Raw genomic sequence first — 21,702 nt, 5'->3', positions numbered from 1 at the left:
GGTGCGGTCCGGGGGCCGAGGGTTCGCTCGTACGAGAGCACGTACGTCCGCGGTACGGGGGTCAGCGGGCGGCGCCCACCGGCACCTGCTCCTCGGCCGGGGCCTGCGCCTCCTCGACCGGCCCGGCCGGCTTCTTCGGGTCCCGCATCATCACGAAGGCCACGGCCGCAGCCACCAGCACCCCCGCCGCGCTGACCAGGAACGTCGTCCCCATCCCGGAGGTGAAGGCGTCCCGGGCGCTCTGGGCGAGTGCGCCGTCGCCGGTACGGGCCGCCAGCGCCAGGGCGTCGCTGACGGAGTGCTGTGCGGCGGCCGGGGCGGTGTCCGGCATCGAGGCCGCGTATCCGGTGGTCAGGATCGAACCGAGGGCGGCGACGCCCAGGGCGGCACCGGCCTGCTGGATGGTGTCGTTGAGGGCGGACCCGACCCCGGCGTGCTCGGCCGGAATCGCACCCATCAGCGCGGTGATCGCGGCCGGCATGGCCAGGCCCGCACCGGCACCGATGGCGACCATTCCGGCGGCGAGGAGGGCGAAGCCGTCACCGGGGTCGAGCGAGCCGAGGAGGGCGAAGCCGCCGGCCAGGACGACCAGGCCGATCGCGGCCATCGCACGGTTGCCGATCCGCTGTCCGAGGGTGGCGCCGAGGGTGTTGAAGGCGAGGGCGGCCAGCGCCATCGGGATGAAGGAGGAACCCGCCTCGGTCGGCGAGTAGCCGAGCACGAACTGCACGTACTGCGTGACGACCAGCAGCAGACCGCCGTTGCCGACCTGGACGAGGGTGAGGGAGAGGCTGCCGCCTGCGAAGTTGCGGTCCCGGAAGAGGCGCAGCGGAACCATCGGCTCGTCGGTCTTCAGCTCCCAGACGACGAAGGCGGTCAGGCCGAGCACGGCGACGGCGAGCGGGACCAGGGTGGAGGCGTGGGACAGACCGCCCTTCGGCAGCTCGTTGATCGTCCAGACCAACGCCACCATGCCGACGACGGACAGCACCGCGCCGATGGGGTCGGCCTTCTTCCAGGGGCCCTTGGACTCCGGCATCAGGAGGACCGCCGCGAGGATGGCGAGGACCGCGACCGGCACGTTGATCAGGAAGACGGCACCCCACGAGAAGTGGGTGACGAGCGCACCGCCGAGCACCGGGCCACCGATCAGGCCGAGCATCGAGACCGAACCCCACACCGCCATCGCCTTGCGCAGTTCGTCGGCGGCGAAGACGTTCATGAGGATGGACAGCGTGCTGGGCATGACCAGGGCGCCGCCGATCCCCATCACCGTGCGTGCGGCGATGAGTTGGGCCGGGTCGCTGGCGAACGCCCCTGCCAGTGAGGCGAGTCCGAAGAGTCCGAGCCCGATCACCATCACCCGGCGCCTGCCGAACCTGTCGGAGAGGCTTCCCGAGGTGAGGAGGAGTCCGGCGAAGACCAGGATGTAACTCTCCAGCACCCACTGGATGTTCTGCGGACTGGCCCCCAAGTCCTCGGTGAGCGCCGGGACTGCGACGGTGAGCGCCATGTTGTCGATGACCAGCACCAGGGTGGCCAGACACAGCACCATCAGGATGATCCAGCGGCGCGGATCGCGCGCCGAACTCGCCGTACCCGCTGCTGACTTGTTCTCTTCCATGTCCAACCTCCGTTGTGCGACACCCTGTTGGGAGTGAAGCGTACGACGTGCTCTCGTTGCGAACACTGTACGCACTGCGCACGGTGTGCGCAACGGGTAAACGGTGTGCGCTACGGTGGGCCGCAGAGGAAGCAGCAGGAAACAAGCAGTCAGCGGCAGGAAGAGCCGAGAAGGAGGCCGGGAAATGGCGACGAGCGACAAGTCACCGCAGCCGATCGCATCCGTGTGGACGCGCCCGCGCACCAAGCAGCGGGAACAGCTGAGCCGGGAGCAGATCGTCGCCGAGGCGGTGCTCCTGCTGGACGCCGACGGCATCGAGTCCTTGAGCATGCGAAAGCTCGGCACCCGTCTGGGCGCCGGCGCGACATCCCTCTACCGGCATGTCGCCAACAAGGACGAGCTCATCGAGCTGGTCGTGGACGAGATCTACGGAGAACTCGAAGTCCCGTCCGTGGGAGACGAGTTGGGCTGGCGCGAGGCCGCTGTCCGCAGCGCGTACAGCGTGCGGGCGATGGCACTTCGCCACCCGTGGATGGCCTCGGTACTGGGCCAGGTGGGACTCGTCCACCTGGGGCCGAACGTGATGCGGATGTCAGAACGCCTGGCGGACATCATCGCGTCGGCGGGCTTCGCCGACGAAGAGACCGATCAGGCCATGAGCACGGTCTTCGCGTACGTCATCGGGGTCGCGACCAGCGAGGCCGCCTACCTGTCGTTGGTCGCACGCAGTGGCATGAGCGAACCGGAGTGGATCGAGAGCCTTGCCGGCGCCTCGGCACAGGCCGCGGAGGATCATCCGCGACTGCGGGAGGGGCAGGAGGGCTACCGGGGCAGGACTCCGGAGGACGTCCGGGACGAGAAGTTCGACTACGGACTTCAACGCGTCCTGGACGGACTGGAGTTCAGACTCGGTTCGCTTCGTACGGAGGGCTGATCTGGACGGTCGGCCGGTCCGGTCGTACGGGGGACCGGCTCGTGCGGGAGAGGGCTCGGCCGTCGCACGGACGGCGGTTGGGCCGGCGTCGTACGGAGAGCGCTTGACCCGCGTCGTACGGGGAGAACGGTTGACCCGCGTCGTACGGAGAGCGCTTGACCCTCGTCGTACGGGGAGAACAGTTGGCCCTCGGCTCACGGGGCGAACAGCTGGCCCGCGTCGTACGGGGCGAACAGTTGGCCCGCGTCATACGGAGTGCTACGCGGCCGGCTCGTAGTCGGCGCGGTCACCCTGTGCGCGGACACCCTGTGCGCGGTCCAGCGCCGGGACCTGTCGTACCGAAGGGGAGCCGCCGTGCGCCTCGGCCCTGATGCGCTGCTTCATCGTGGGCGGCACCGAACGCTTCGGCACCTCCACCGACCAGCGCGTGGAGAGCGGCGCTTGGCTCGACTGTTCCTCTGTTCCCTCTCCGCAGTCGCGTGCGCCGGCCGGGGCCGTCGACCGCTGCGCGTCGGAGGAGTTGTCCGCCGTGGCGGCCGGGGCGGTGGCGGCGGCCGGGGCGGCGAAGCCCAGCGTCGCGAGGAGCGCGACAATCGCGCCGATCAGTGCGGTCCACATCGTCTTCATGGCACAGCTCCCTTGAGGAAGTCGAATCCGGGATGTCCGGTTTTCGTACTTTCCTCATGATGCGGATGACGCACGAGAAGGCGCGGACCGCCACCCCGATTCGCAGTTCTTCGGACAAACGCCACCCGTGCGGAGCAATCGGAGGCTAGAAACGTTGTCCGGGGGGCCGCGGAAGCCACTGCTCCGGCCGCGCCGGGACGGCCGCTAACCTTACGTGTCACCCCTGGTCAGGGATCAATCCCTGCAGTACGGACATACAACGCACCCCACTCACTCGAAAGGCCTCGCCCATGGGCATTCGGAGCTTGCTGCGCAAGGTGTTTGGCGGCCGAACGGAACAGCAGGACGAATCCTCGGCGGTGTCGTCGACGCCGTCGGTGCCGTCCCAGGCCGAGCGCACGCAGGGGGCCGTCGAGACGGCCGATGCCCGGGAGGAGACCTCCAACTCGGCTCCGGAGAAGGCGGGTTCCGCTTCCCTGGCGGCGGATCTGGTGGCCGAGGCGTTCGACAAGGCCAAGCAGAGGCCTGCGGCGGAGGAGCGGGAGCCGGAACCGGCTGCCGCTTCGGCAGAGGGCCAGGTCCCGGCCCAGACGGACCGCGACTCGGCGCCCGAGGCCGCGGCTGCCCCGCTTCCCGTAGCGGAAGAAGCACAGGAGGAGCAGTCGGCCTCAACCCCTCTGATCCCGGAGCAGATTGAGCCCGAGCCGGTCACGACGGCCGAACCCACCGCTACCGCCGAGCCCATCGCTGCTGACGAGCCCATCGCTGCTGCCGAGGAAGAGCCCGAGCCCGAGCCCAAGCTGATCGTGGAGCCGGAGCCGGTGGCGGCTGCCGTCGAGCCGGAGCCGGAGCCGGAGCCCGTCGCCGCTGCCGCCGAGCCGGAGCCCGTCGCCGCCGAGCCCGAGCCCGTCGCCGCTGCTGTCGAGCCCGGGCCGGAGGCCCCCGTCGCCGAGCCCGAGCCCGAGCCGGAAGCGCTCGTCGTCGAGCCGGAGCCCGTGGTCACCGCCGCCCGGCCCGAGCCCGAGCCGGAGGCCCCCGCCGCCGAGCCCGAGGCCGCCCTCCCCGCTCCCGAGCCTGCGGCCACCCTCAGCGCCGCCCGGGTCAAGGCCCGCGCGCCCAAGATTTCCGCCGCGTACCGTGCCGCCGGGACCGTACTCAAGAAGGCGGAGCTGACCGGGGCGCGGGCACGGGTGTACCTCGTGCTCGACCGGTCCGGGTCCATGCGTCCGTACTACAAGGACGGCAGCGCGCAGAAGCTCGGCGAGCAGGCGCTCGCGCTCTCCGCACACCTCGGTGACAGCGGCGAGGTCCCGGTCGTCTTCTTCTCGACCGACATCGACGGCACCGGCGCAATCACCCTCGACGACCACGAGGGGAAGATCGACGCCCTGCACGCCGAGCTCGGCCACATGGGGCGTACGAGCTACCACCGCGCGGTGGAGGAGATCGTCGACCACTACGAGAAGAACAGCGGGGAGTACGACGGCCCCGCCCTGGTGATCTTCCAGACGGACGGCGCCCCGGAGGCCAAGGGCGCGGCGACCACCGCGCTCGCCGAGGCCGCCCGGCTTCCCCTCTTCTGGCAGTTCGTGGCCTTCGGCGAGCACGACGCGAAGGGCTTCGACTACCTGCGCAAGCTCGACGTTCCGAACGCCGCCTTCTTCCACGCGGGCCCGGCCCCCGCCGACCTCACCGACGCCGCCCTCTACAAGGGGCTCCTGGCGGGTTCGGCGGAGTGGCTCAAGGGCTGACCCGTACAGATCAGAAGGCGAGGGCCGTCCCGGTCGGGGCGGCCCTCCGCTTATGCAGGTGAGGAGCCCGCCCCGTACCACTTAAGATTTCTGCATGGCGGCCACTGGATCTGAGAAGCAGGGGGCGGCGGCGTACTACGTCACGACCCCCATTTACTACGTCAACGACGCTCCTCACCTGGGCCACGCCTATACGACCGTCGCAGGCGACGTGCTCACGCGCTGGCACCGTCAGCGCGGCGAGAAGGTGTGGTACCTCACCGGCACGGACGAGCACGGTCAGAAGATCATGCGCACTGCCGAGGCGAACGGGGTCACGCCCCAGGAATGGTGCGACAAGCTCGTCGAAGAGGCCTGGAAGCCTCTCTGGGAGCACCTCAACATCGCAAACGACGACTTCATCCGGACGACGGAGAAGCGTCACACCGACCGCGTGCAGGAATTCGTCCAGGATCTGTTCGACAAGGACGAGATCTACAAGGGCGGGTACGAGGGTCCGTACTGCGTGGGCTGCGAGGAGTACAAGCTCCCGGGCGATCTCATCGAGGCGGAGGACGGGACGAAGCTCTGTCCCATCCACAAGAAGCCGGTGGAGATCCTCAAGGAGGAGAACTACTTCTTCAAGCTGAGCGAGTACGGCCCGAAGCTGCTGGAGTTCTACGAGGCCAACCCGGGCTTCATCCAGCCGGAGTCCGCGCGCAACGAGGTCGTGAACTTCGTCAAGCAGGGCCTCCAGGACCTCTCGATCTCGCGCTCGACCTTCGACTGGGGCGTTCCGGTCCCGTGGGACGACAAGCACGTCATCTACGTGTGGGTCGACGCCCTCCTGAACTACGCGACGGCGGCCGGCTACGGCTCCGACGAGGAGAAGTTCAAGTCGGTCTTCCCGGCGGACGTGCACCTGGTCGGCAAGGACATCCTGCGCTTCCACGCGGTGATCTGGCCCGCGATGCTGATGGCGCAGGGCCTGCCCGTACCGGGGCGCATCGCCGCCAACGGCTGGCTGATGGTCGGCGGCGAGAAGATGTCGAAGTCGAACCTGACCGGCATCAAGCCGCAGGACCTCACCTCGCACTTCGGCGTGGACGCCTACCGCTGGTACTTCCTGCGCGCGATCGCCTTCGGCAGCGACGGCTCGTTCTCGTGGGAGGACTTCACCGCCCGGTACACCTCCGAGCTGGCGAACGACTACGGCAACCTCGCCTCGCGCGTCGCCGCCATGGTCGGCAAGTACTTCGGCGGCACGCTGCCGGAGGCGACCGCCTCCGGCGACGCCGAGAAGGCCGTGCAGGAGGGCCTCGCGAAGGCCGTCGCCGACGCGGACCGGCTGATCGGCGAGGAGCTGGACTTCCAGGCCGGCATCCTGGCGATCTTCGACTTCGTGAAGCAGGTCAACGGCTACATCACGGAGCAGGAGCCGTGGAAGGTCGCGAAGGACGACTCGGAGGAAGGGCGGGCTCGTCTGGCGACGATCCTGTACACCTCCGCCGAGTCGCTGCGCGCCATGGCCGTACTGCTGAATTCGGTGATGCCGGAGACGTCCCAGAAGCTGTGGGACTCGCTGGGCGCCGACGCGGCCGGGCTCGGTGCGCTCGCCGCGCAGCGGGTGCAGGACGCGGGCACCTGGGGCCAGCTGCCGGTGGGCGCGACGGTGACGAAGGGCGCGGTGCTGTTCCCGCGCCTGGAGGAGAAGCCGGCCGCGTAGCCGTTCCCGCCGTGTGATGCGTTACGAGGAGGGGCCCGGGGTCGTGACGATCCCGGGCCCTTCGTCGTATGTACGGTCATGTCGGACAGCCTCAAGTGGGCCCGCCCCACCGGGACTTGGCCCTCCGGCGGTCTGGCAGACTCGCTCGCACCGGTAACTTGGGTCACAGCGCAGGGGGAACAGCACATGTGGGGTCGCGGGACCGTGCTCGGCGGCCGGTACACGCTGGGCGAGCGCATCGGCGGCGGGGCGATGGGCGAGGTCTGGCGGGCCGGGGACGGGGTGCTGGAGCGTTCCGTCGCGGTGAAGATCCTGCTGCCGAAGCTGCTGGAGGACCCCCAGTTCGCGGCCAGGTTCCGGCGCGAGGCAAAGGTGCTGGCCTCGCTCAGCCACCCGGGGATCGTCGACGTCCACGACTACGGCGAGCAGGACGGCGCGGCAGAGGGCGACGAACGCATCGCGTACATCGTGATGGAGCTGGTCGACGGGCAGCCGCTGGACGAGGTGCGCGAGGACGAGGGGCCGATGCCCGTGCGGCGCGCGCTCGGCATCGTCGCCGAGGCCCTCGACGCGCTGCACGCCGCACACCGGCGCGAGATCGTGCACCGCGACGTCAAGCCGTCGAACCTGATGCTCCGCGACGACGGCCGGGTGACCGTCACCGACTTCGGCATCGCGCACAGCAAGGCCGCGTCCCGGCTGACCGCGTCGCACGCGGTGCTGGGTACCGCCCTGTACATCGCGCCGGAGCAGGCCGAGGGCATCGCGACCGTACCGGCCTCCGATCTGTACTCGATGGGCGTCGTGGCGTACGAACTGCTCACCGGAGAAGTGCCGTTCAGCGGCGAGACGATGCTGGAGATCCTGCTCAAGCACATCCGGGAACCCGCGCCCGAGCTGCCCGAAGCCTTTCCCGACGAGGTACGGGCGTTCGTCGCGCGGGCGCTGGCGAAACTGCCGGAGGAGCGGTACGCGGACGCGGCGGTGATGGCGGCGGCGGCGCGGAGGGCGGCGGGGGCGGGGGAGAACTCGGAGCAGGAGCCTGTGCCTGTGCCGATACCGATACCGGAGCCAGAACCGGAGCCCGTGCCGGAGCCCGTGCCCGTGCCGGAGCCGGAGCTCGGGGGCGGGGATCCCAAGGCGCCGGTGGTGCCGGTTGTCCCTGTGGTGCCTGGTGCGCCTGGTGCGCCTGGTGCGCGTCCCGTGGGGCCTGTTCCTCCGGTGGTTCCTGCCGGACCTGGGTTCGGGCCCGCGCCCGCCCCTGTGCCGGTTGCGGTTCCGGTTCTTGTGTCGGGGCCGGCCACCACCACCGCTCCCGCGCCGGTTCCGTGGTGGAAGCGGCAGCGCATGCCCGTGCTCGTGGTCGTTCCGATCGTGCTGACGGCGGCCACCGTGACCGTCCTGAACATCGGGCTGACCCCGGACCGCACGGACAAGGACAACGGCAAGGCCGCCGGTCCCGCGGCGACGAGCAGCGCCGATCCCGGCAAGCAGACTCCCCCGAAGACCCCTCCGGCGTCCGCGGGCGCCACCCCCTCGGCCCCCGCCACCGGTTCCCCCGCGTCCGCCGGAGGCGCGAACACCGGCGGCAAACAGGCGGGCACCGCAGGCCAGAACGGCGGCGCGGGCGCGGGCGGCAGCGCCACCAGCGGCAAGGGATCCGGAGCGGGCGGCACCGGTGCGGGTACCGGCAACGGCAGCTCCGGTACGAAGGACAAGCCCAAGCCCCCGCCGCCACCGCCCACCGCCAACAAGCCCGCCCACTGCGGCGGTGACGGCTGGGGCGCGATCACCAACGTCGGCAGCGGCCGGAAGATGGGGCTCGCGGACACCTCCACCACCGGCACCGGCGGCAAGATCGTCTCGGGCGGCAACACCCAGTTCGGGTGGGTGAAGGGCGGGAGCCAATTCACCGAGTTCCACGCCTGCACCATGGCCGGCGGCGCGATGGGCCTCAAACAGGCCCCCGCCTACGACGAGAAGACGGGCACCGTGCTCGCCGAGGCGAGCGGCTACTCCGGTTACATCACCAGCTGGAAGACCACCGCCGTGGGCGGCGGCGCGCACCAGATCAACTACTACGTGGGCGACGGCTGCGTCACCGACGTCGGCGCCGGCCGCCAACTGACCGTCGAGAACTGCACCCCGGGCAACAAGGCGCAGATGTGGCGGCTGCCGTAGCCGCCGTGCCGCCGTACGCCCCGGGTCAGTCCACCCAGCTCTTGAGCGGCTCGGTGTCGAGCTCGATGCCGACGGGGTCGGGGAGCAGCACCGTCTCCCCGAACGGAACGGTCCTCACCTGTCGGTACTGCCCGTTGCCCGGCTCCGAGTGCACCTTGACCTCGTGGCTGTCCCGGTCGATGAGGAGATACACGGGGATGTCGGCCTCGGCGTAGGCGCGCGGCTTGTCGATGCGGTCGCACTGGTTGGTGTCCGAGTCTCTGGAGGTGACCTCCACGGTCATGAGGACCTCATCCGGCTCCGCCCATTCCCCCTGGCCGGCAAATGCCTTCATCGGGGCCAGCGAACCATCGGGCCGCGCATTGCCCTTGCGGTACGTCTCGACGTGGATTCCCTGCTCGGGGAAAAGCCACCAAGCCGGATCGGCTTGGATGCAGACGCGTGTCAGCCAGGCAATGATGCTTGCGTGATTGCCATCCGGCAACGTCTTGACCCCGATCTTCCCGTTCACGAACTCCAGGCGGACGAACTCGTCCCGCCGTACGGCATCGCGGGCCAGGCCCTCGAAAAAGTCCTGCGTGAGCACGCCGGACCGCTCCTCTGTCACACTCACGACGGCCTCCTCCGGGATCGGTGGTGCCTTCCACGGTACGGGCTTGCGCCGTGCACCGGCTCGTTTCTCCTTCACCTTCGCCATGGTGGGACCCTGGCATATGACAAGGGCCCGGAATCCGAGGATTCCGGGCCCTTCATGCGAACGGGTGAGCCGTCGAACTACTTCTCGACCGGCTTCCGCAGCTGGATGTTCAGCTCGCGCAGGCGGGTCTCGTCGAGGACGGTCGGGGCGCCCATCATGAGGTCCTGGGCGTTGCCGTTGAGGGGGAAGGCGATCGTTTCGCGGATGTTCGGCTCGTCGGCGAGGAGCATCACGATGCGGTCGACGCCCGGGGCGATGCCGCCGTGCGGCGGGGCGCCGAGGCGGAAGGCGCGGAGCATGCCCGCGAACTCGTGCTCGACGGTCTCGCGGTCGTAACCGGCGATCTCGAAGGCCTTGAGCATCAGCTCGGGCTCGTGGTTGCGGATCGCGCCCGAGGACAGCTCGATGCCGTTGCAGACGATGTCGTACTGGAAGGCCAGGATGTCGAGCGGGTCCTTCTCCTCCAGGTCGGCCAGGCCGCCCTGGGGCATCGAGAAGGGGTTGTGCGAGAAGTCGATCTTGCCGGTCTCCTCGTCCTTCTCGTACATCGGGAAGTCGACGATCCAGCAGAACCGGAAGACGCCCTCCTCGAAGTGCCCGGCGCGCTTGGCGGCCTCGACGCGCACGGCCGACATGATCTTGGAGACCTCGTCGAACTCGCCCGCGCCGAAGAAGATCGCGTGGCCGGGGACGAGGGAGAGGCGGTCGGTGAGCGCCTTGACGTCTTCCTCGGTGAGGAACTTCGCGATGGGGCCCGCCAACTGACCGTCCTCGCCGACGCGGACCCAGGCCAGGCCCTTCGCACCGTGCTCGACGGCGTAGTCGCCCAGGCCGTCGAAGAACTTGCGGGACTGTCCGGCCGTGTCCGGGACGGGCAGCGCGCGGACGTGCTTGCCGGCGAACGCCTTGAAGCCGGACTCGGCGAAGACGTCCGTGACGTCGACGAGCTCCAGCTTGGCGCGCAGGTCCGGCTTGTCGTTGCCGTACTTCAGCATCGACTCGCGGAACGGGATGCGCGGGAAGGGCGAGGTGACCTCGCGGCCGTTGCCGAACTCGGTGAAGATCTCCGTCATCAGCTTCTCGATGGGCTGGAAGACGTCCTCCTGCTCGACGAAGCTCATCTCGACGTCGAGCTGGTAGAACTCGCCCGGCGAGCGGTCCGCGCGGGCGTCCTCGTCGCGGAAGCACGGCGCGATCTGGAAGTAGCGGTCGAAGCCCGAGATCATCAGCAACTGCTTGAACTGCTGCGGGGCCTGCGGCAGGGCGTAGAACTTGCCCGGGTTCAGACGGGACGGGACGACGAAGTCGCGGGCGCCCTCGGGGGAGGTCGCCGTGAGGATCGGGGTCGCCATCTCGTTGAAGCCCAGCGCGACCATCTTCGAGCGGATGGAGGCGATGACGGACGAGCGCAGCATGATGTTGCGGTGCATGCGCTCGCGGCGCAGGTCGAGGAAGCGGTACTCCAGGCGCCGCTCCTCGTTGACGCCGTCGTCGGCGTTGATCGTGAAGGGGAGCGGGTTCGCGGCGCCCAGCACCTCGACCTCACTCACCTCGATCTCGACCTCGCCGGTCGGCAGCTCGGGGTTGACGTTGTCCGCGCCACGGGCGGAGACCTTGCCGTCGATGCGGACGACGGTCTCCTTGGTCAGCTTCGCGAGGGCCTCGTTGGCGGGGGTGCCGGGGCGGGCGACGAGCTGGACCAGACCGTAGTGGTCGCGCAGGTCGATGAAGAGGATGCCGCCCAGGTCTCGGCGATTGTGCAGCCAGCCGCTCAGCCGGACGTCGGCGCCGACGTCGGTGGCGCGGAGCTCGCCGCACGTGTGGGACCTGTACCGATGCTGCATCGTTCATCCAATTCTTCGCGAGATTCTTCGCGAGACAGGCGGGAATCAACTTCCACCAAGGTTACCGGGCGTGCGCACCCCATTTTTCGGGCCCGATGTTTCACGTGCTGTGCCTTCCCGGGGGCAACCCCCGGACCCCCGGCCGGGTCCTGGAGCACGACGGTGTTTCACGTGAAACATCGGCGTCTTCGCCCCGAGCGGCCGGTCCCCGCGCGACCTGGAAGGATGTGCCCATGCGCACCGAGGACGTGCTGGCTGCGATCGACACGGGCCTGTGGCGGTGGGACAACGCCTCCGGGACCGTTACCTTCGACGCCGAGGCGGCCCGCCTTGTCGGCCTGCCCGCCGAGGAAGTCACGCTCACCGAGTCCGCCGCACGGGCCCGCTTCCACCCCGTCGACTGGAACGAGATAGACGGCATCGTCGCCCTCGCCGTCGCCGAGGGCACCGTCGCCGAGGCCCGGCTGCGGGTGATGTCGGAGGGCGGGCGCCAGGTTCTCCGTACGGTACGGAGCCGGTCGAAGCCCTTCACCACGGAGAGCGGCGACTACCAGCTCATCGGCACCATCCAGGAAGTCGCCGAGCCCCCGCCGGGCACCGCCGCCCGCACCCCCGTGACCGGCGACTGGCGGCGCTCCCGCGAGGCGTTCCTGCTGGACGCGGGGCGGGCGCTGGCGGAGGCGCGGTCCACGGCGGAGGTGCTGCGGGTGGCGGCCTCGCTGTCGATGCCCGGGTTCTCGCCGGAGGGCCTCGCGGTGTTCGGGGTGGCCGGGGACCGGCTGACGACGATCGGGCACCACGGGCACAGCCCGGGCGACGAGGACCCGTTCCGGGACATGCCGCTGGACACGGACTATCCGGCGGCCGAGGTCGTCAGGACCGGGCGGGCCATCTATCTGCCGACGCCGGAGGAGTACCGCAGACGGTTCCCCGCGACCTGGCCGATGGCGGAGCCGTTCGGGCGCAGGTCGTGGGCGTATCTGCCGCTGATCGTGGCGGGGCGGACGATGGGCGCGTGGATGGCGGGCTTCGCGCACCCCGTCGCGTTCACCCCCGACGAGCGGTCGGTGCTGACGACGGTGGCCCGGATGCTGGCGCAGGCGCTCGCGCGGGCCGGGGTGGAGGAGTCCGAGCGGGCCCTGTCGGACGGTCTTCAGCGGTCGATGATGCCGACGCTGGGTCCCGCCATCCCCGGCATGAAGGTGGCCGCGCGGTACGTGCCGACCGGCGGCGGGCTCCAGGTCGGCGGTGACTGGTACGACATGATTCCGCTGCCGTCCGGGCGGGTGGCGCTGGTCATCGGCGATGTACAGGGGCACGACGTGCGGGCGGCCGGGCTGATGGGCCAACTGCGGATCGCCCTGCGTGCGTACGCGTCGGAGGGGCACAGGCCCGACGCGGTCCTGTCGCGCGCGTCCCGCTTCCTGCACGGCATCACCGACACGTACGCCCCCGACGACCACTCCAGCCCGCGCTTCGCGACCTGCCTGTACCTGGAGGTCGACCCGGTGGACGGGACGGTGGAGCTGGCGCGGGCCGGCCACCCGGAGCCCGCCGTGCGGATGCAGGACGGGACGGTTCTCGTACGGACGACGGCGGGCGGGCTGCCGCTGGGCATCGACGCGGACACCGACTACCCGACGACGCGGCTCGCCCTCGAACCCGGCGAGACGCTCATGATCTGCACGGACGGGCTGATCGAGACCGGCGGCCACGACCTGGACTCCGGCTGGGCCAGGCTCCGTACGATCATGGAGAACCACCGGGAACTCGACCTGGAGACGCTCGCCGACGACCTCGTGCAGGCCGTGCACGGCCCCCCGTCGCACCACACCACGGGGCCGCTGTCCGACCGCAGGGAGGACGACATCGCCCTGCTGCTGCTGAGCCGGGACGGAGTGCGCGCGACGGCCGACGCGTCGTCGGTACGGTCCACCGCGCTGACCGTCGCGCAGGCCGAGCCCGAGCGCATCGCGGGCACCCGGCGCCAGTTGCGCGAGCTGCTGCACGACTGGGCGGACGAGGACCAGGTCGACTCGGCGGTGCTGATGGTCTCCGAGATGGTGACCAACGTGCTCGTCCACACCGACGGCGACGCGCTGCTGACCGCCCGCGCGACCGGGACCGTCGGCACCCGGCGGCTGAGGGTCGAGGTCACCGACGCCAGCGACGAGCTGCCGCACAAGCGGCGCCCCGGCGAGATGGCGTCCTCGGGGCGCGGGCTGCTGCTGATGGAGATGCTCGCGCACAAGTGGGGCGTGGACCCGCGCGGCGAGGGCAAGTCCATCTGGTTCGAGCTCTACGAGGACGCGCCGCCGGTGTCGTACGAGGACGTGTAGTCCTTCTCCGACGTGAAGTCCTTCTCCGCCGTGAAGTTCTTCCGGATCTCGGAGAAGACGCCGAACGCGGCGGCCGTCAGCGGCACCGCGAGCAGCATGCCGATGATCCCGGCGACCGACGCCCCCGCGGTGATGGCCAGCATCACCACCGCCGGGTGCATCTGGACCGTACGGCTCTGGATCATCGGCTGGAGGATGTGCCCCTCCAGGACCTGCACGGCGAGGACCACGCCCAGTGCCCACAGGGCGATGACCACACCCCGGTCGGCGAGCGCGACGAGGATGGCGACGGCGCCGGAGAGGAACGCGCCGAGGTAGGGGATGTACGCGCCGACGAACACCAGCGCCCCGAGGCCGACCGCTCCCGGGACGCGCAGGACCAGCAGGCCGACGGTGATGCAGAGGGCGTCGATGAGCGCGATGAACGTCGTCCCGCGCATGAACCCCTCCACCGCTTCGAAGGCGCGGCGGGCCATCGCCTCGGCCATGTCTCCTGCGTCACGGGGCGCGAAGGCGCGCAGGGCGGTGACGGCGCGGTCGGAGTCGCGCAGGAAGAAGAAGACCAGCAGCATCGCGAGGACCGCGGTCGCGACGATCTCGCCGACGATGCCGAGCCCCGCGAGCACCCCGGACGCGGCGGTCCCGCCGAACTTGGAGAGCAGGTCCTGGGCCTTGTCGCCGAGGTCGCCGAGCGTCGTGCCCTCGCCGCCGAAGCGCTCGACGAGGTCGGTGGCGGCACGCTGCACCGACGCCACGATCTGCTCGCCGCTGTCGATGAGGGCGCTGACGACGATCCAGGACGCCCCGCCGACGACGGCGACGACGGCCGCGCAGGTCAGCCCGGCGGCCAGGGACTTGTTCACCTTCATCTTGATGAGGCGCCGGTGGAGCGGCCCGAGCAGCGCCGTCCCGAGCAGCGCGAGCAGGACGGGCGTCACGGCGGTCTTGAACGTGATGCACAACCAGACCGCCACGGCGACGACCCCGGCCACGAGCAGCGCCACCACACACCAGGCGGCCAGACGCCGGGCGGGGGTGGGGAGGAGGGGCGACCTGGGTGGCGTCGGAGACATGGGGCCACGAGAGCACGGAGACTGCCCGCGTGCCCCTTGACGGCGTCCGAGCGAGTGACGAAGCGTCAGCCCCCTGCCCGTACGGGCACCTGAGGACCAGGCATGCAGGGGCGCGGGGAACTGCGCGACCAGCCACGACGAACCCGCGGATACACCCACGGCCACACCCCGGACACACCCGTGGGCACGAAGCCTCACCGCTTCGTGCCCACCCGGCAGGCCGCGCGCTACATCCCGTGCACCGCCGGCACCTTCCCCAGCCGCCCCGCCTGAAAGTCCTCGAACGCCTGCTTCAGCTCGTCCTGGCTGTTCATGACGAACGGGCCGTAGTGCGCCATCGGTTCCCGGATCGGGCGCCCGCCCAGCAGCACGACCTCCAGGTCGGGCGTGTGCCCGTCCTGCGACTCGTCCGCGCGGACCGTCAGCGCGCCTCCGTCACCGAAGACCGCCGTCTGGCCCATGCGGACCGGGCGGCGGTCCGTACCCACCGAGCCCCGTCCGGCGAGGACGTACGCCAGGCCGTTGAAGTCGGAGCGCCAGGGGAGTGTGACCTCGGCGCCCGGGCGGATCGTCGCGTGGATCATCGTGATGGGGGTGTGGGTGATGCCGGGACCCTCGTGCCCGTCGAGCTCGCCCGCGATGACGCGGAGCAGCGCGCCCCCGTCGGGGGAGGCCAGGAGCTGGACCTGGCCGCCGCGGATGTCCTGGTAGCGGGGGTTCATCATCTTGTCGGCCGCGGGGAGGTTGACCCACAGCTGGAGGCCGTGGAAGAGGCCGCCGGACTGGACGAGGGACTCCGGCGGGGCCTCGATGTGGAGCAGGCCGGAGCCGGCCGTCATCCACTGGGTGTCGCCGTTCTCGATGGTGCCGCCGCCACCGTTGCTGTCCTGGTGGATGAAGGAACCGTCGATCAGGTACGTCACGGTCTCGAAGCCGCGGTGCGGGTGCCAGGGCGTGCCCTTGGGCTCTCCGGCCGCGTACTCCACCTCACCCATCTGGTCCATCATGATGAACGGGTCGAGGTACTGGTAGTTGATGCCCGCGAACGCGCGGCGCACCGGGAATCCCTCCCCCTCGAAGCCGCTCGGCGCCGTGGTGACGGCGAGCACGGGTCGGGCCACGGCGTCCACGGGGGCGGACACTCTCGGCAGGGTCAGCGGGTTTTCGACGGTCACTGCGGGCATCTTGAGCCACCTCCAGGCGGGATGTTCAATATTCAACTTAGTTGAAGGCTGAACATCCCGCAAGAAGAGGTCTATTCCCCGGCCCGGCTCAGCCGTACTGGCTCAGCCGTACATGCGGCGCATCGCGAAGTCGACCATCTGCTCCACGGCCTTCGCGTCGAACACCATCCGGTGCTCGCCCTCCATGTCGAGCACGAAGCCGTAGCCGGTCGGCAGGAGGTCGATGACCTCGGCGCCGGTGATCACGAAGTACTTGGACTCCTTGCCCGCGTACCTGCGCAGCTCCTTGAGCGTGGTGAACATCGGGATCACCGGGTGCTGCGTGTTGTGCAGCGCCAGGAATCCGGGACCTTCCCCCCGCGGGCAGTAGACCTTCGACGAGGCGAAGATCTGCTGGAAGTCCTCCGCGGACAGCGTCCCGGTGGTGAAGGCCCGCACCCCGTCGGCCAGCGACGGCGGCGACGGCTCGGGGTACAGCGGCTGCTCCGCGTACGCCTGCTGCTGGGGCGGCGGCTGCGACGGGGCGTAACCCTGCTGGGCTCCCCCCGGCGGGGCGTAACCCTGCTGTGCGCCCGGATTCTGCTCGTAGCCATACATGCGGGAAAGAGTAGTGGGCGAACCTCCCCGGCCTCAGCGGGCCGAGATTTCTGTCCGTCGCACACGTGACAGGCAGTACGGGTCTGCGCCCAGCCGACACTCTGTCGTGTGTCGGCACCGCTGCTTTGGTGCACGCACGCCAACGGCGTGGACAGCAACATCCACTCAGGCTCGTGCGCCTTCGTGGGGGACGACGGCCGCGCTCTTGCCATTCAACGGACGGACAACGGCGCGTGGGAGCCACCGGGCGGAGTACTCGAACTCCATGAATCGCCCGAGGAGGGCGTCCGGCGGGAGATCCGCGAGGAGACCGGGCTCGACGTCACCGTCGAGCGACTGTCCGGCGTGTACAAGAACCTCAGCCGAGGCATCGTCTCCCTGGTCTTCCGCTGCCGTGCCGGTGAGGGCGCCCCTCACCGGACCGAGGAGGCGAAGGCCGTCGCCTGGCTCACCCGGGAAGAGGTGGCCGAGTTGATGACCGAGGCGTACGCCGTACGCATTCTGGACGCCTACGCTCCGGGCGCGGCACCTGTGCGCTCCCACGACGGCACCTGGATCACTCCCGTGCAGGCCTGAGCGGCCATGGTGACCAGAGCCTCACCACAGATGGCACCGCAGGGGTTGCGGCTTATTACCCGCGGGTAGCATCATCGTAGCTACTTGCTGGTATTTGTACGAGGATCCTGCCTCCCCGAGTTATACGGAGCCGTCGCCATGGGGCACTACAAGTCGAATCTCCGGGACATCGAGTTCAACCTCTTCGAGGTGCTCGGTCGCGACAAGCTGTACGGCACCGGCCCGTTCGCGGAGATGGACGTCGAGACCGCCAAGAGCATCCTCGACGAGCTGCGCCGTCTCGCAGAGAACGAGCTGGCCGAGTCCTTCGAGGACGCCGACCGCAACCCGCCGGTCTTCGACCCGGCGACGAACACCGCGCCCGTCCCGGCGTCCTTCAAGAAGAGCTACCAGGCCTTCATGGACTCCGAGTACTGGCGTCTGGGCCTGCCGGAGGAGATCGGCGGCACGACCTCCCCGCGCTCCCTGATCTGGGCCTACGCGGAGCTGCTGCTCGGCGCGAACCCGGCGGTCTGGATGTACTCCTCGGGCCCGGCCTTCGCCGGCATCCTGCACGAGGAGGGCAACGAGGCGCAGAAGAAGGTCGCCAAGATCGCCGTCGAGAAGCAGTGGGGCTCGACGATGGTGCTGACCGAGCCGGACGCCGGTTCGGACGTCGGCGCCGGTCGCACCAAGGCGATCCAGCAGGAGGACGGCTCCTGGCACATCGAGGGCGTGAAGCGCTTCATCACGTCCGGCGAGCACGACATGTCGGAGAACATCCTGCATTACGTGCTGGCACGTCCGGAGGGTGCGGGTCCGGGCACCAAGGGGCTCTCGCTCTTCCTCGTACCGAAGTACAACTTCGACTGGGAGACCGGCGAGCTCGGCGAGCGCAACGGCGCCTACGCCACGAACGTCGAGCACAAGATGGGCCTCAAGGCCTCCAACACGTGCGAGATGACCTTCGGCGACCAGCACCCCGCCAAGGGCTGGCTGATCGGCGACAAGCACGACGGCATCCGCCAGATGTTCATGATCATCGAGTTCGCCCGGATGATGGTCGGCACGAAGGCCATCGCGACGCTGTCGACGGGTTACCTCAACGCTCTTGAGTACGCCAAGGAGCGCGTCCAGGGCACCGACCTCGCCAACTTCATGGACAAGGCCGCGCCCAAGGTCACCATCACGCACCACCCGGACGTCCGCCGCGCGCTCATGGAGCAGAAGGCGTACTCCGAGGGCATGCGCGCGCTGGTGCTGCACACGGCGTGCGTGCAGGACGAGATCGCGGTCAAGGAAGCGGCCGGTGAGGACGCCAAGGCCGAGATCGCGCTGAACGACCTGCTGCTCCCGATCGTCAAGGGCTACGGCTCCGAGAAGTCGTACGAGCAGCTGGCGCAGTCGCTCCAGACCTTCGGCGGCTCCGGGTACCTCCAGGAGTACCCGATCGAGCAGTACATCCGCGACGCCAAGATCGACACCCTCTACGAGGGCACGACCGCGATCCAGGGCCAGGACTTCTTCTTCCGGAAGATCGTCCGCAACCAGGGCGCCGCGCTGAACCAGCTCGCCGAGGAGATCAAGAAGTTCCTCGCGGCCGGTACCGGCGGCGAGGAGCTGGCGGGCGCCCGCGAGCAGCTCGCCAAGGCGGCCGTGGACCTGGAGGCCATCGTCGGCGCCATGCTGACGGACCTCGCGGGCACCGAGAAGGACGTCAAGTCCATCTACAAGGTGGGGCTCAACACGACCCGTCTGCTGATGGCGTCCGGTGACGTGGTCGTCGGCTACCTGCTGCTGCGCGGTGCCGCCGTCGCCGCCGAGAAGCTGGCGACGGCCTCGGCCAAGGACACCGCCTTCTACACCGGCAAGATCGCCGCCGCGAAGTTCTTCGCCGCGAACGTACTGCCGGGCGTGGGCGTCGAGCGGGCGAAGGCCGAGTCGGTCGACAACTCGCTGATGGAGCTGGACGAGGCCGCTTTCTAAGCACCCCTCCCAGGTCCCCACAGGGCCACTGCGACCCCCCACTGGCACGGGCCGGGCCTTCCCTCCGGGGAGGGCTGCGGCCCGTTGTCAGTGGTGCGTGCGAGGCTTGGAGACATGGCAGGACAGGAACAGCAGGGCAAGGGCACCGGGTACTCGGTCCCGGCCGGGCTCCCGCACGCGCTCAAGGAGCTGCGCAGCAGACTCGGCTCGGCGAACGACCTGGTGAAGGAGTTGTACGACGGCGCCCACCCCGCCGAGTACGAACCCATCGCCGACTCGCTGTACAGCGCGTACCGCACCGCGTCCGAGCTCGCCCCCGCACGCAACGTCACCGGGTGCAAGGAGCACCCGGACGGCGCCGTCGACCCGACCGTGCCCGACGGCTGGGGCCGCTGCCTGATCTGCAACCACCGCCGCCGTCTCACCGAGCGCGGGGCGCCCACCCCGGCCGAGGAGACCCCCCGGCTGCCCGAGCACTCGGGGCAGCGCACCACCCTGACCACGCTGACCGCACAGTTCGCGCTGGTCAACGAGCGGTCGTTCAACCTCTCCGCCTCCTCGCGGCCGGAGGAGTTCGGCGCGCTCGCCGAGGCGCTGCACCGGGCGTTCGTCCTGGCCCGTGAGCTGTCCAGGCCGCGCAATTCCTCCGGCTGCGCACAGCACCCGGGCGCCCCCGTCGACCCGGACGCGCCGCCGGGCGAGGAGTGCATGTTCTGCGCGGGGCGCCGCCGTCAGTCGCAGCGCGCGGCGGGCACGCCCCAGATGCTGCCCAGGGTGGCGCGCGGGGACCGCCGGATGCCACTGCGGCGCCGCTTCGAACGACCGCCGGGGCTTTAGTCCGGTACGGGGCCGGTACGCGGCCGTGACCAGGGTGTCAGTGACCCTGGTTACGCTGAACACATGAGCACAGCAGCCCGCTTCGACCGCGGACACACCGACGACCTGATGTCCTTCCTGGCGGCCGGCCCGTCGCCGTACCACGCCGTCGCCGCAGCGGCCGAGCGGCTGGAGAAGGTGGGCTTCCGGCAGGTGGCCGAGACCGACGCCTGGGACGGCTCACAAGGCGGCAAGTTCGTGCTGCGCGGCGGGGCGATCGTCGCGTGGTACGTCCCGGAGGGCGCGCAGGCGCACACCCCGTTCCGCATCGTCGGCGCGCACACCGACTCCCCGAACCTGCGCGTGAAGCCGCTGCCGGACACCGGCAACGAGGGCTGGCGCCAGGTCGCCGTCGAGGTCTACGGCGGGACCCTGCTGAACACCTGGCTCGACCGGGACCTCGGGCTGGCCGGCCGGCTGACCCTGCGCGACGGATCGCACCGGCTGGTCAACATCGACCGGCCGCTGCTGCGCGTCCCGCAGCTCGCCGTCCACCTCGACCGCCAGGTCAACGAGGGCATGAAGCTCGACAAGCAGCGCCACATGCAGCCCATCTGGGGCCTGGGCGAGGTGCACGAGGGCGACCTCATCACGTACGTCGCACAGGAAGCGGGCGTGGACCCCGAGGACGTCGCCGGCTGGGACCTGATGCCGCATGCCGTCGAGCCCCCCGCCTACCTGGGCCGCGACCAGGAGCTGCTGGCCGGGCCCCGGATGGACAACCTGATCTCCGTGCACGCGGGCGTCGCCGCGCTGGCCGCCGTCGCGAGCGGCAGCGAGAAGCTGTCGTACATCCCGGTGCTCGCCGCCTTCGACCACGAGGAGAGCGGCTCGCAGTCCGACACGGGCGCCGACGGCCCCCTCCTGGGGAATGTGGTGGAGCGCTCGGTCTTCGCCCGCGGCGGTTCGCCCGAGGACAAGGCGCGCGCCGTCGCGGGATCGATCTGCCTGTCCTCCGACACCGGGCACGCCGTGCACCCCAACTACACGGAGCGGCACGACCCGACGCACCACCCGCGCGCCAACGGCGGCCCCATCCTCAAGGTCAACGTGAACCAGCGGTACGCCACCGACGGCGCCGGCCGTGCGGTGTTCGCGGCGGCCTGCGAGAAGGCGGGGGTGCCGTGGCAGAGCTTCGTGTCGAACAACGCGATGCCCTGCGGGACGACGATCGGCCCGATCACCGCCGCCCGGCACGGCATCCGGACGGTCGACATCGGCGTCGCGATCCTCTCCATGCACAGTGCGCGCGAGCTGTGCGGGGCCAACGACCCGTACCTGCTGGCCAACGCGCTGACGGCGTTCCTGGAAGGCTGACCGGCCCGCCGGATCCGCCGCTGGAAGGCTGAACTCCGCCTTCGCGCATGGCCGTTCCGGGCCCGGGTACCCGCCCTCGTACAGCGAGGCCCGGTTGATTCCGGACCCGGATCGGTCATGAGCAAGCGCATTTCGGAGGCGAACTGACATGGGACTGGGCGGCTGCATCGTCCTCGTCGCGGTGGGGGCCATCCTGACCTTCGCGACGGACTGGGAGATGAAGAGCGTCAACCTCGACCTGGTCGGGGTGATCATGATGCTCGTCGGCGTCATCGGAATCGTGGTCTTCACCAGCATCCTGAAACGGCGTCGCGGCGTCGGCGCCCCGCCCGCGGGCGGCGGCGTGGTCGAGGAGCGCTACCGGCACTACGAGTGACACGGCGGGGGGGGAGACGCCGCGCCGCGAGCGGCG

At 70.0% G+C, this 21,702-nt stretch carries 17 protein-coding genes; 10 read left to right on the top strand and 7 right to left on the bottom strand.

All coding sequences use genetic code 11. The features are described from left to right. Positions 1-61: 61 nt before the first annotated feature. A complete protein-coding gene (locus ACWGIG_RS13760) occupies positions 62-1,624 on the bottom strand; it encodes an MFS transporter (protein WP_453321764.1) in 1,563 nt (520 codons plus the stop codon). A gap of 184 nt (positions 1,625-1,808) precedes the next feature. Here ACWGIG_RS13760 and ACWGIG_RS13755 point away from each other — a divergent pair, with 184 nt between their 5' ends. Further along, on the top strand, positions 1,809-2,558 hold the full coding sequence (locus ACWGIG_RS13755) for a TetR/AcrR family transcriptional regulator (protein ID WP_453321763.1): 750 nt from the start codon (positions 1,809-1,811) through the stop codon (positions 2,556-2,558). Positions 2,559-2,816: 258 nt separating this feature from the next. Here the strand turns inward: ACWGIG_RS13755 and ACWGIG_RS13750 are convergent, their stop codons facing one another. Beyond that, positions 2,817-3,185, bottom strand: a complete 369-nt coding sequence (locus ACWGIG_RS13750; RefSeq protein WP_453321762.1) for a DUF6344 domain-containing protein — start codon at positions 3,183-3,185, stop codon at positions 2,817-2,819. A gap of 290 nt (positions 3,186-3,475) precedes the next feature. On the opposite strand from ACWGIG_RS13750, the gene ACWGIG_RS13745 reads away from it, so the two are divergent. The 3 genes from ACWGIG_RS13745 (at position 3,476) to ACWGIG_RS13735 (ending at position 8,822) form a co-directional block, all read left to right on the top strand. Then, positions 3,476-4,936, top strand: a complete 1,461-nt coding sequence (locus ACWGIG_RS13745) for a VWA domain-containing protein (protein WP_453321761.1) — start codon at positions 3,476-3,478, stop codon at positions 4,934-4,936. A 94-nt stretch (positions 4,937-5,030) separates the two neighbouring features. Then, complete coding sequence (gene metG / locus ACWGIG_RS13740; protein ID WP_453321760.1) at positions 5,031-6,641, top strand: methionine--tRNA ligase; 1,611 nt, start codon at positions 5,031-5,033, stop codon at positions 6,639-6,641. Between the two features lie 186 nt (positions 6,642-6,827). Further along, complete coding sequence (locus ACWGIG_RS13735) at positions 6,828-8,822, top strand: serine/threonine-protein kinase (protein WP_453321759.1); 1,995 nt, start codon at positions 6,828-6,830, stop codon at positions 8,820-8,822. Between the two features lie 25 nt (positions 8,823-8,847). Here the strand turns inward: ACWGIG_RS13735 and ACWGIG_RS13730 are convergent, their stop codons facing one another. Together ACWGIG_RS13730 and aspS are read right to left on the bottom strand one after the other, a co-directional pair. Next, a complete protein-coding gene (locus ACWGIG_RS13730) occupies positions 8,848-9,435 on the bottom strand; it encodes a Uma2 family endonuclease (protein WP_453321766.1) in 588 nt (195 codons plus the stop codon). A 161-nt stretch (positions 9,436-9,596) separates the two neighbouring features. Then, positions 9,597-11,363, bottom strand: a complete 1,767-nt coding sequence (aspS, locus tag ACWGIG_RS13725; RefSeq protein WP_453321758.1) for an aspartate--tRNA ligase — start codon at positions 11,361-11,363, stop codon at positions 9,597-9,599. Positions 11,364-11,596: 233 nt separating this feature from the next. On the opposite strand from aspS, the gene ACWGIG_RS13720 reads away from it, so the two are divergent. Then, positions 11,597-13,702: a SpoIIE family protein phosphatase gene (locus tag ACWGIG_RS13720; protein ID WP_453321757.1), complete on the top strand. Its 2,106-nt coding sequence runs from the start codon at positions 11,597-11,599 to the stop codon at positions 13,700-13,702. Here the strand turns inward: ACWGIG_RS13720 and ACWGIG_RS13715 are convergent. The 3 genes from ACWGIG_RS13715 to ACWGIG_RS13705 all read right to left on the bottom strand — a co-directional run bounded on the left by ACWGIG_RS13715 (position 13,663) and on the right by ACWGIG_RS13705 (position 16,556). Then, positions 13,663-14,775, bottom strand: a complete 1,113-nt coding sequence (locus tag ACWGIG_RS13715; protein ID WP_453321756.1) for an AI-2E family transporter — start codon at positions 14,773-14,775, stop codon at positions 13,663-13,665. The genes ACWGIG_RS13720 and ACWGIG_RS13715 overlap by 40 nt on opposite strands. A gap of 227 nt (positions 14,776-15,002) precedes the next feature. Further along, entirely contained in the window at positions 15,003-15,959 is a 957-nt protein-coding gene (locus ACWGIG_RS13710; RefSeq protein ID WP_453321755.1) for a pirin family protein, read from the bottom strand. 102 nt (positions 15,960-16,061) lie between these two features. Beyond that, the gene (locus tag ACWGIG_RS13705; protein ID WP_453321754.1) at positions 16,062-16,556 is read right to left on the bottom strand and encodes an SseB family protein; all 495 of its coding nucleotides are present in this window, start codon (positions 16,554-16,556) and stop codon (positions 16,062-16,064) included. A 108-nt stretch (positions 16,557-16,664) separates the two neighbouring features. Here ACWGIG_RS13705 and ACWGIG_RS13700 point away from each other — a divergent pair, with 108 nt between their 5' ends. The 5 genes from ACWGIG_RS13700 to ACWGIG_RS13680 all read left to right on the top strand — a co-directional run bounded on the left by ACWGIG_RS13700 (position 16,665) and on the right by ACWGIG_RS13680 (position 21,666). Next, complete coding sequence (locus ACWGIG_RS13700) at positions 16,665-17,132, top strand: NUDIX hydrolase (RefSeq protein ID WP_453321753.1); 468 nt, start codon at positions 16,665-16,667, stop codon at positions 17,130-17,132. Positions 17,133-17,270: 138 nt separating this feature from the next. Beyond that, on the top strand, positions 17,271-19,097 hold the full coding sequence (locus tag ACWGIG_RS13695; protein WP_453321752.1) for an acyl-CoA dehydrogenase: 1,827 nt from the start codon (positions 17,271-17,273) through the stop codon (positions 19,095-19,097). A gap of 114 nt (positions 19,098-19,211) precedes the next feature. Next, positions 19,212-19,934 carry a hypothetical protein gene (locus ACWGIG_RS13690; RefSeq protein WP_453321751.1) on the top strand — a complete coding sequence of 241 codons (723 nt, stop codon included), beginning with the start codon at positions 19,212-19,214 and terminating at the stop codon, positions 19,932-19,934. A gap of 63 nt (positions 19,935-19,997) precedes the next feature. Further along, complete coding sequence (locus tag ACWGIG_RS13685; protein WP_453321750.1) at positions 19,998-21,290, top strand: M18 family aminopeptidase; 1,293 nt, start codon at positions 19,998-20,000, stop codon at positions 21,288-21,290. A 148-nt stretch (positions 21,291-21,438) separates the two neighbouring features. Beyond that, the gene (locus ACWGIG_RS13680) at positions 21,439-21,666 is read left to right on the top strand and encodes a DUF6458 family protein (protein WP_453321749.1); all 228 of its coding nucleotides are present in this window, start codon (positions 21,439-21,441) and stop codon (positions 21,664-21,666) included. Positions 21,667-21,702: the final 36 nt, after the last annotated feature.

Source organism: Streptomyces sp. NPDC054863, assembly GCF_053610825.1.
This window is presented reverse-complemented; position numbering and strand designations above follow the sequence as displayed.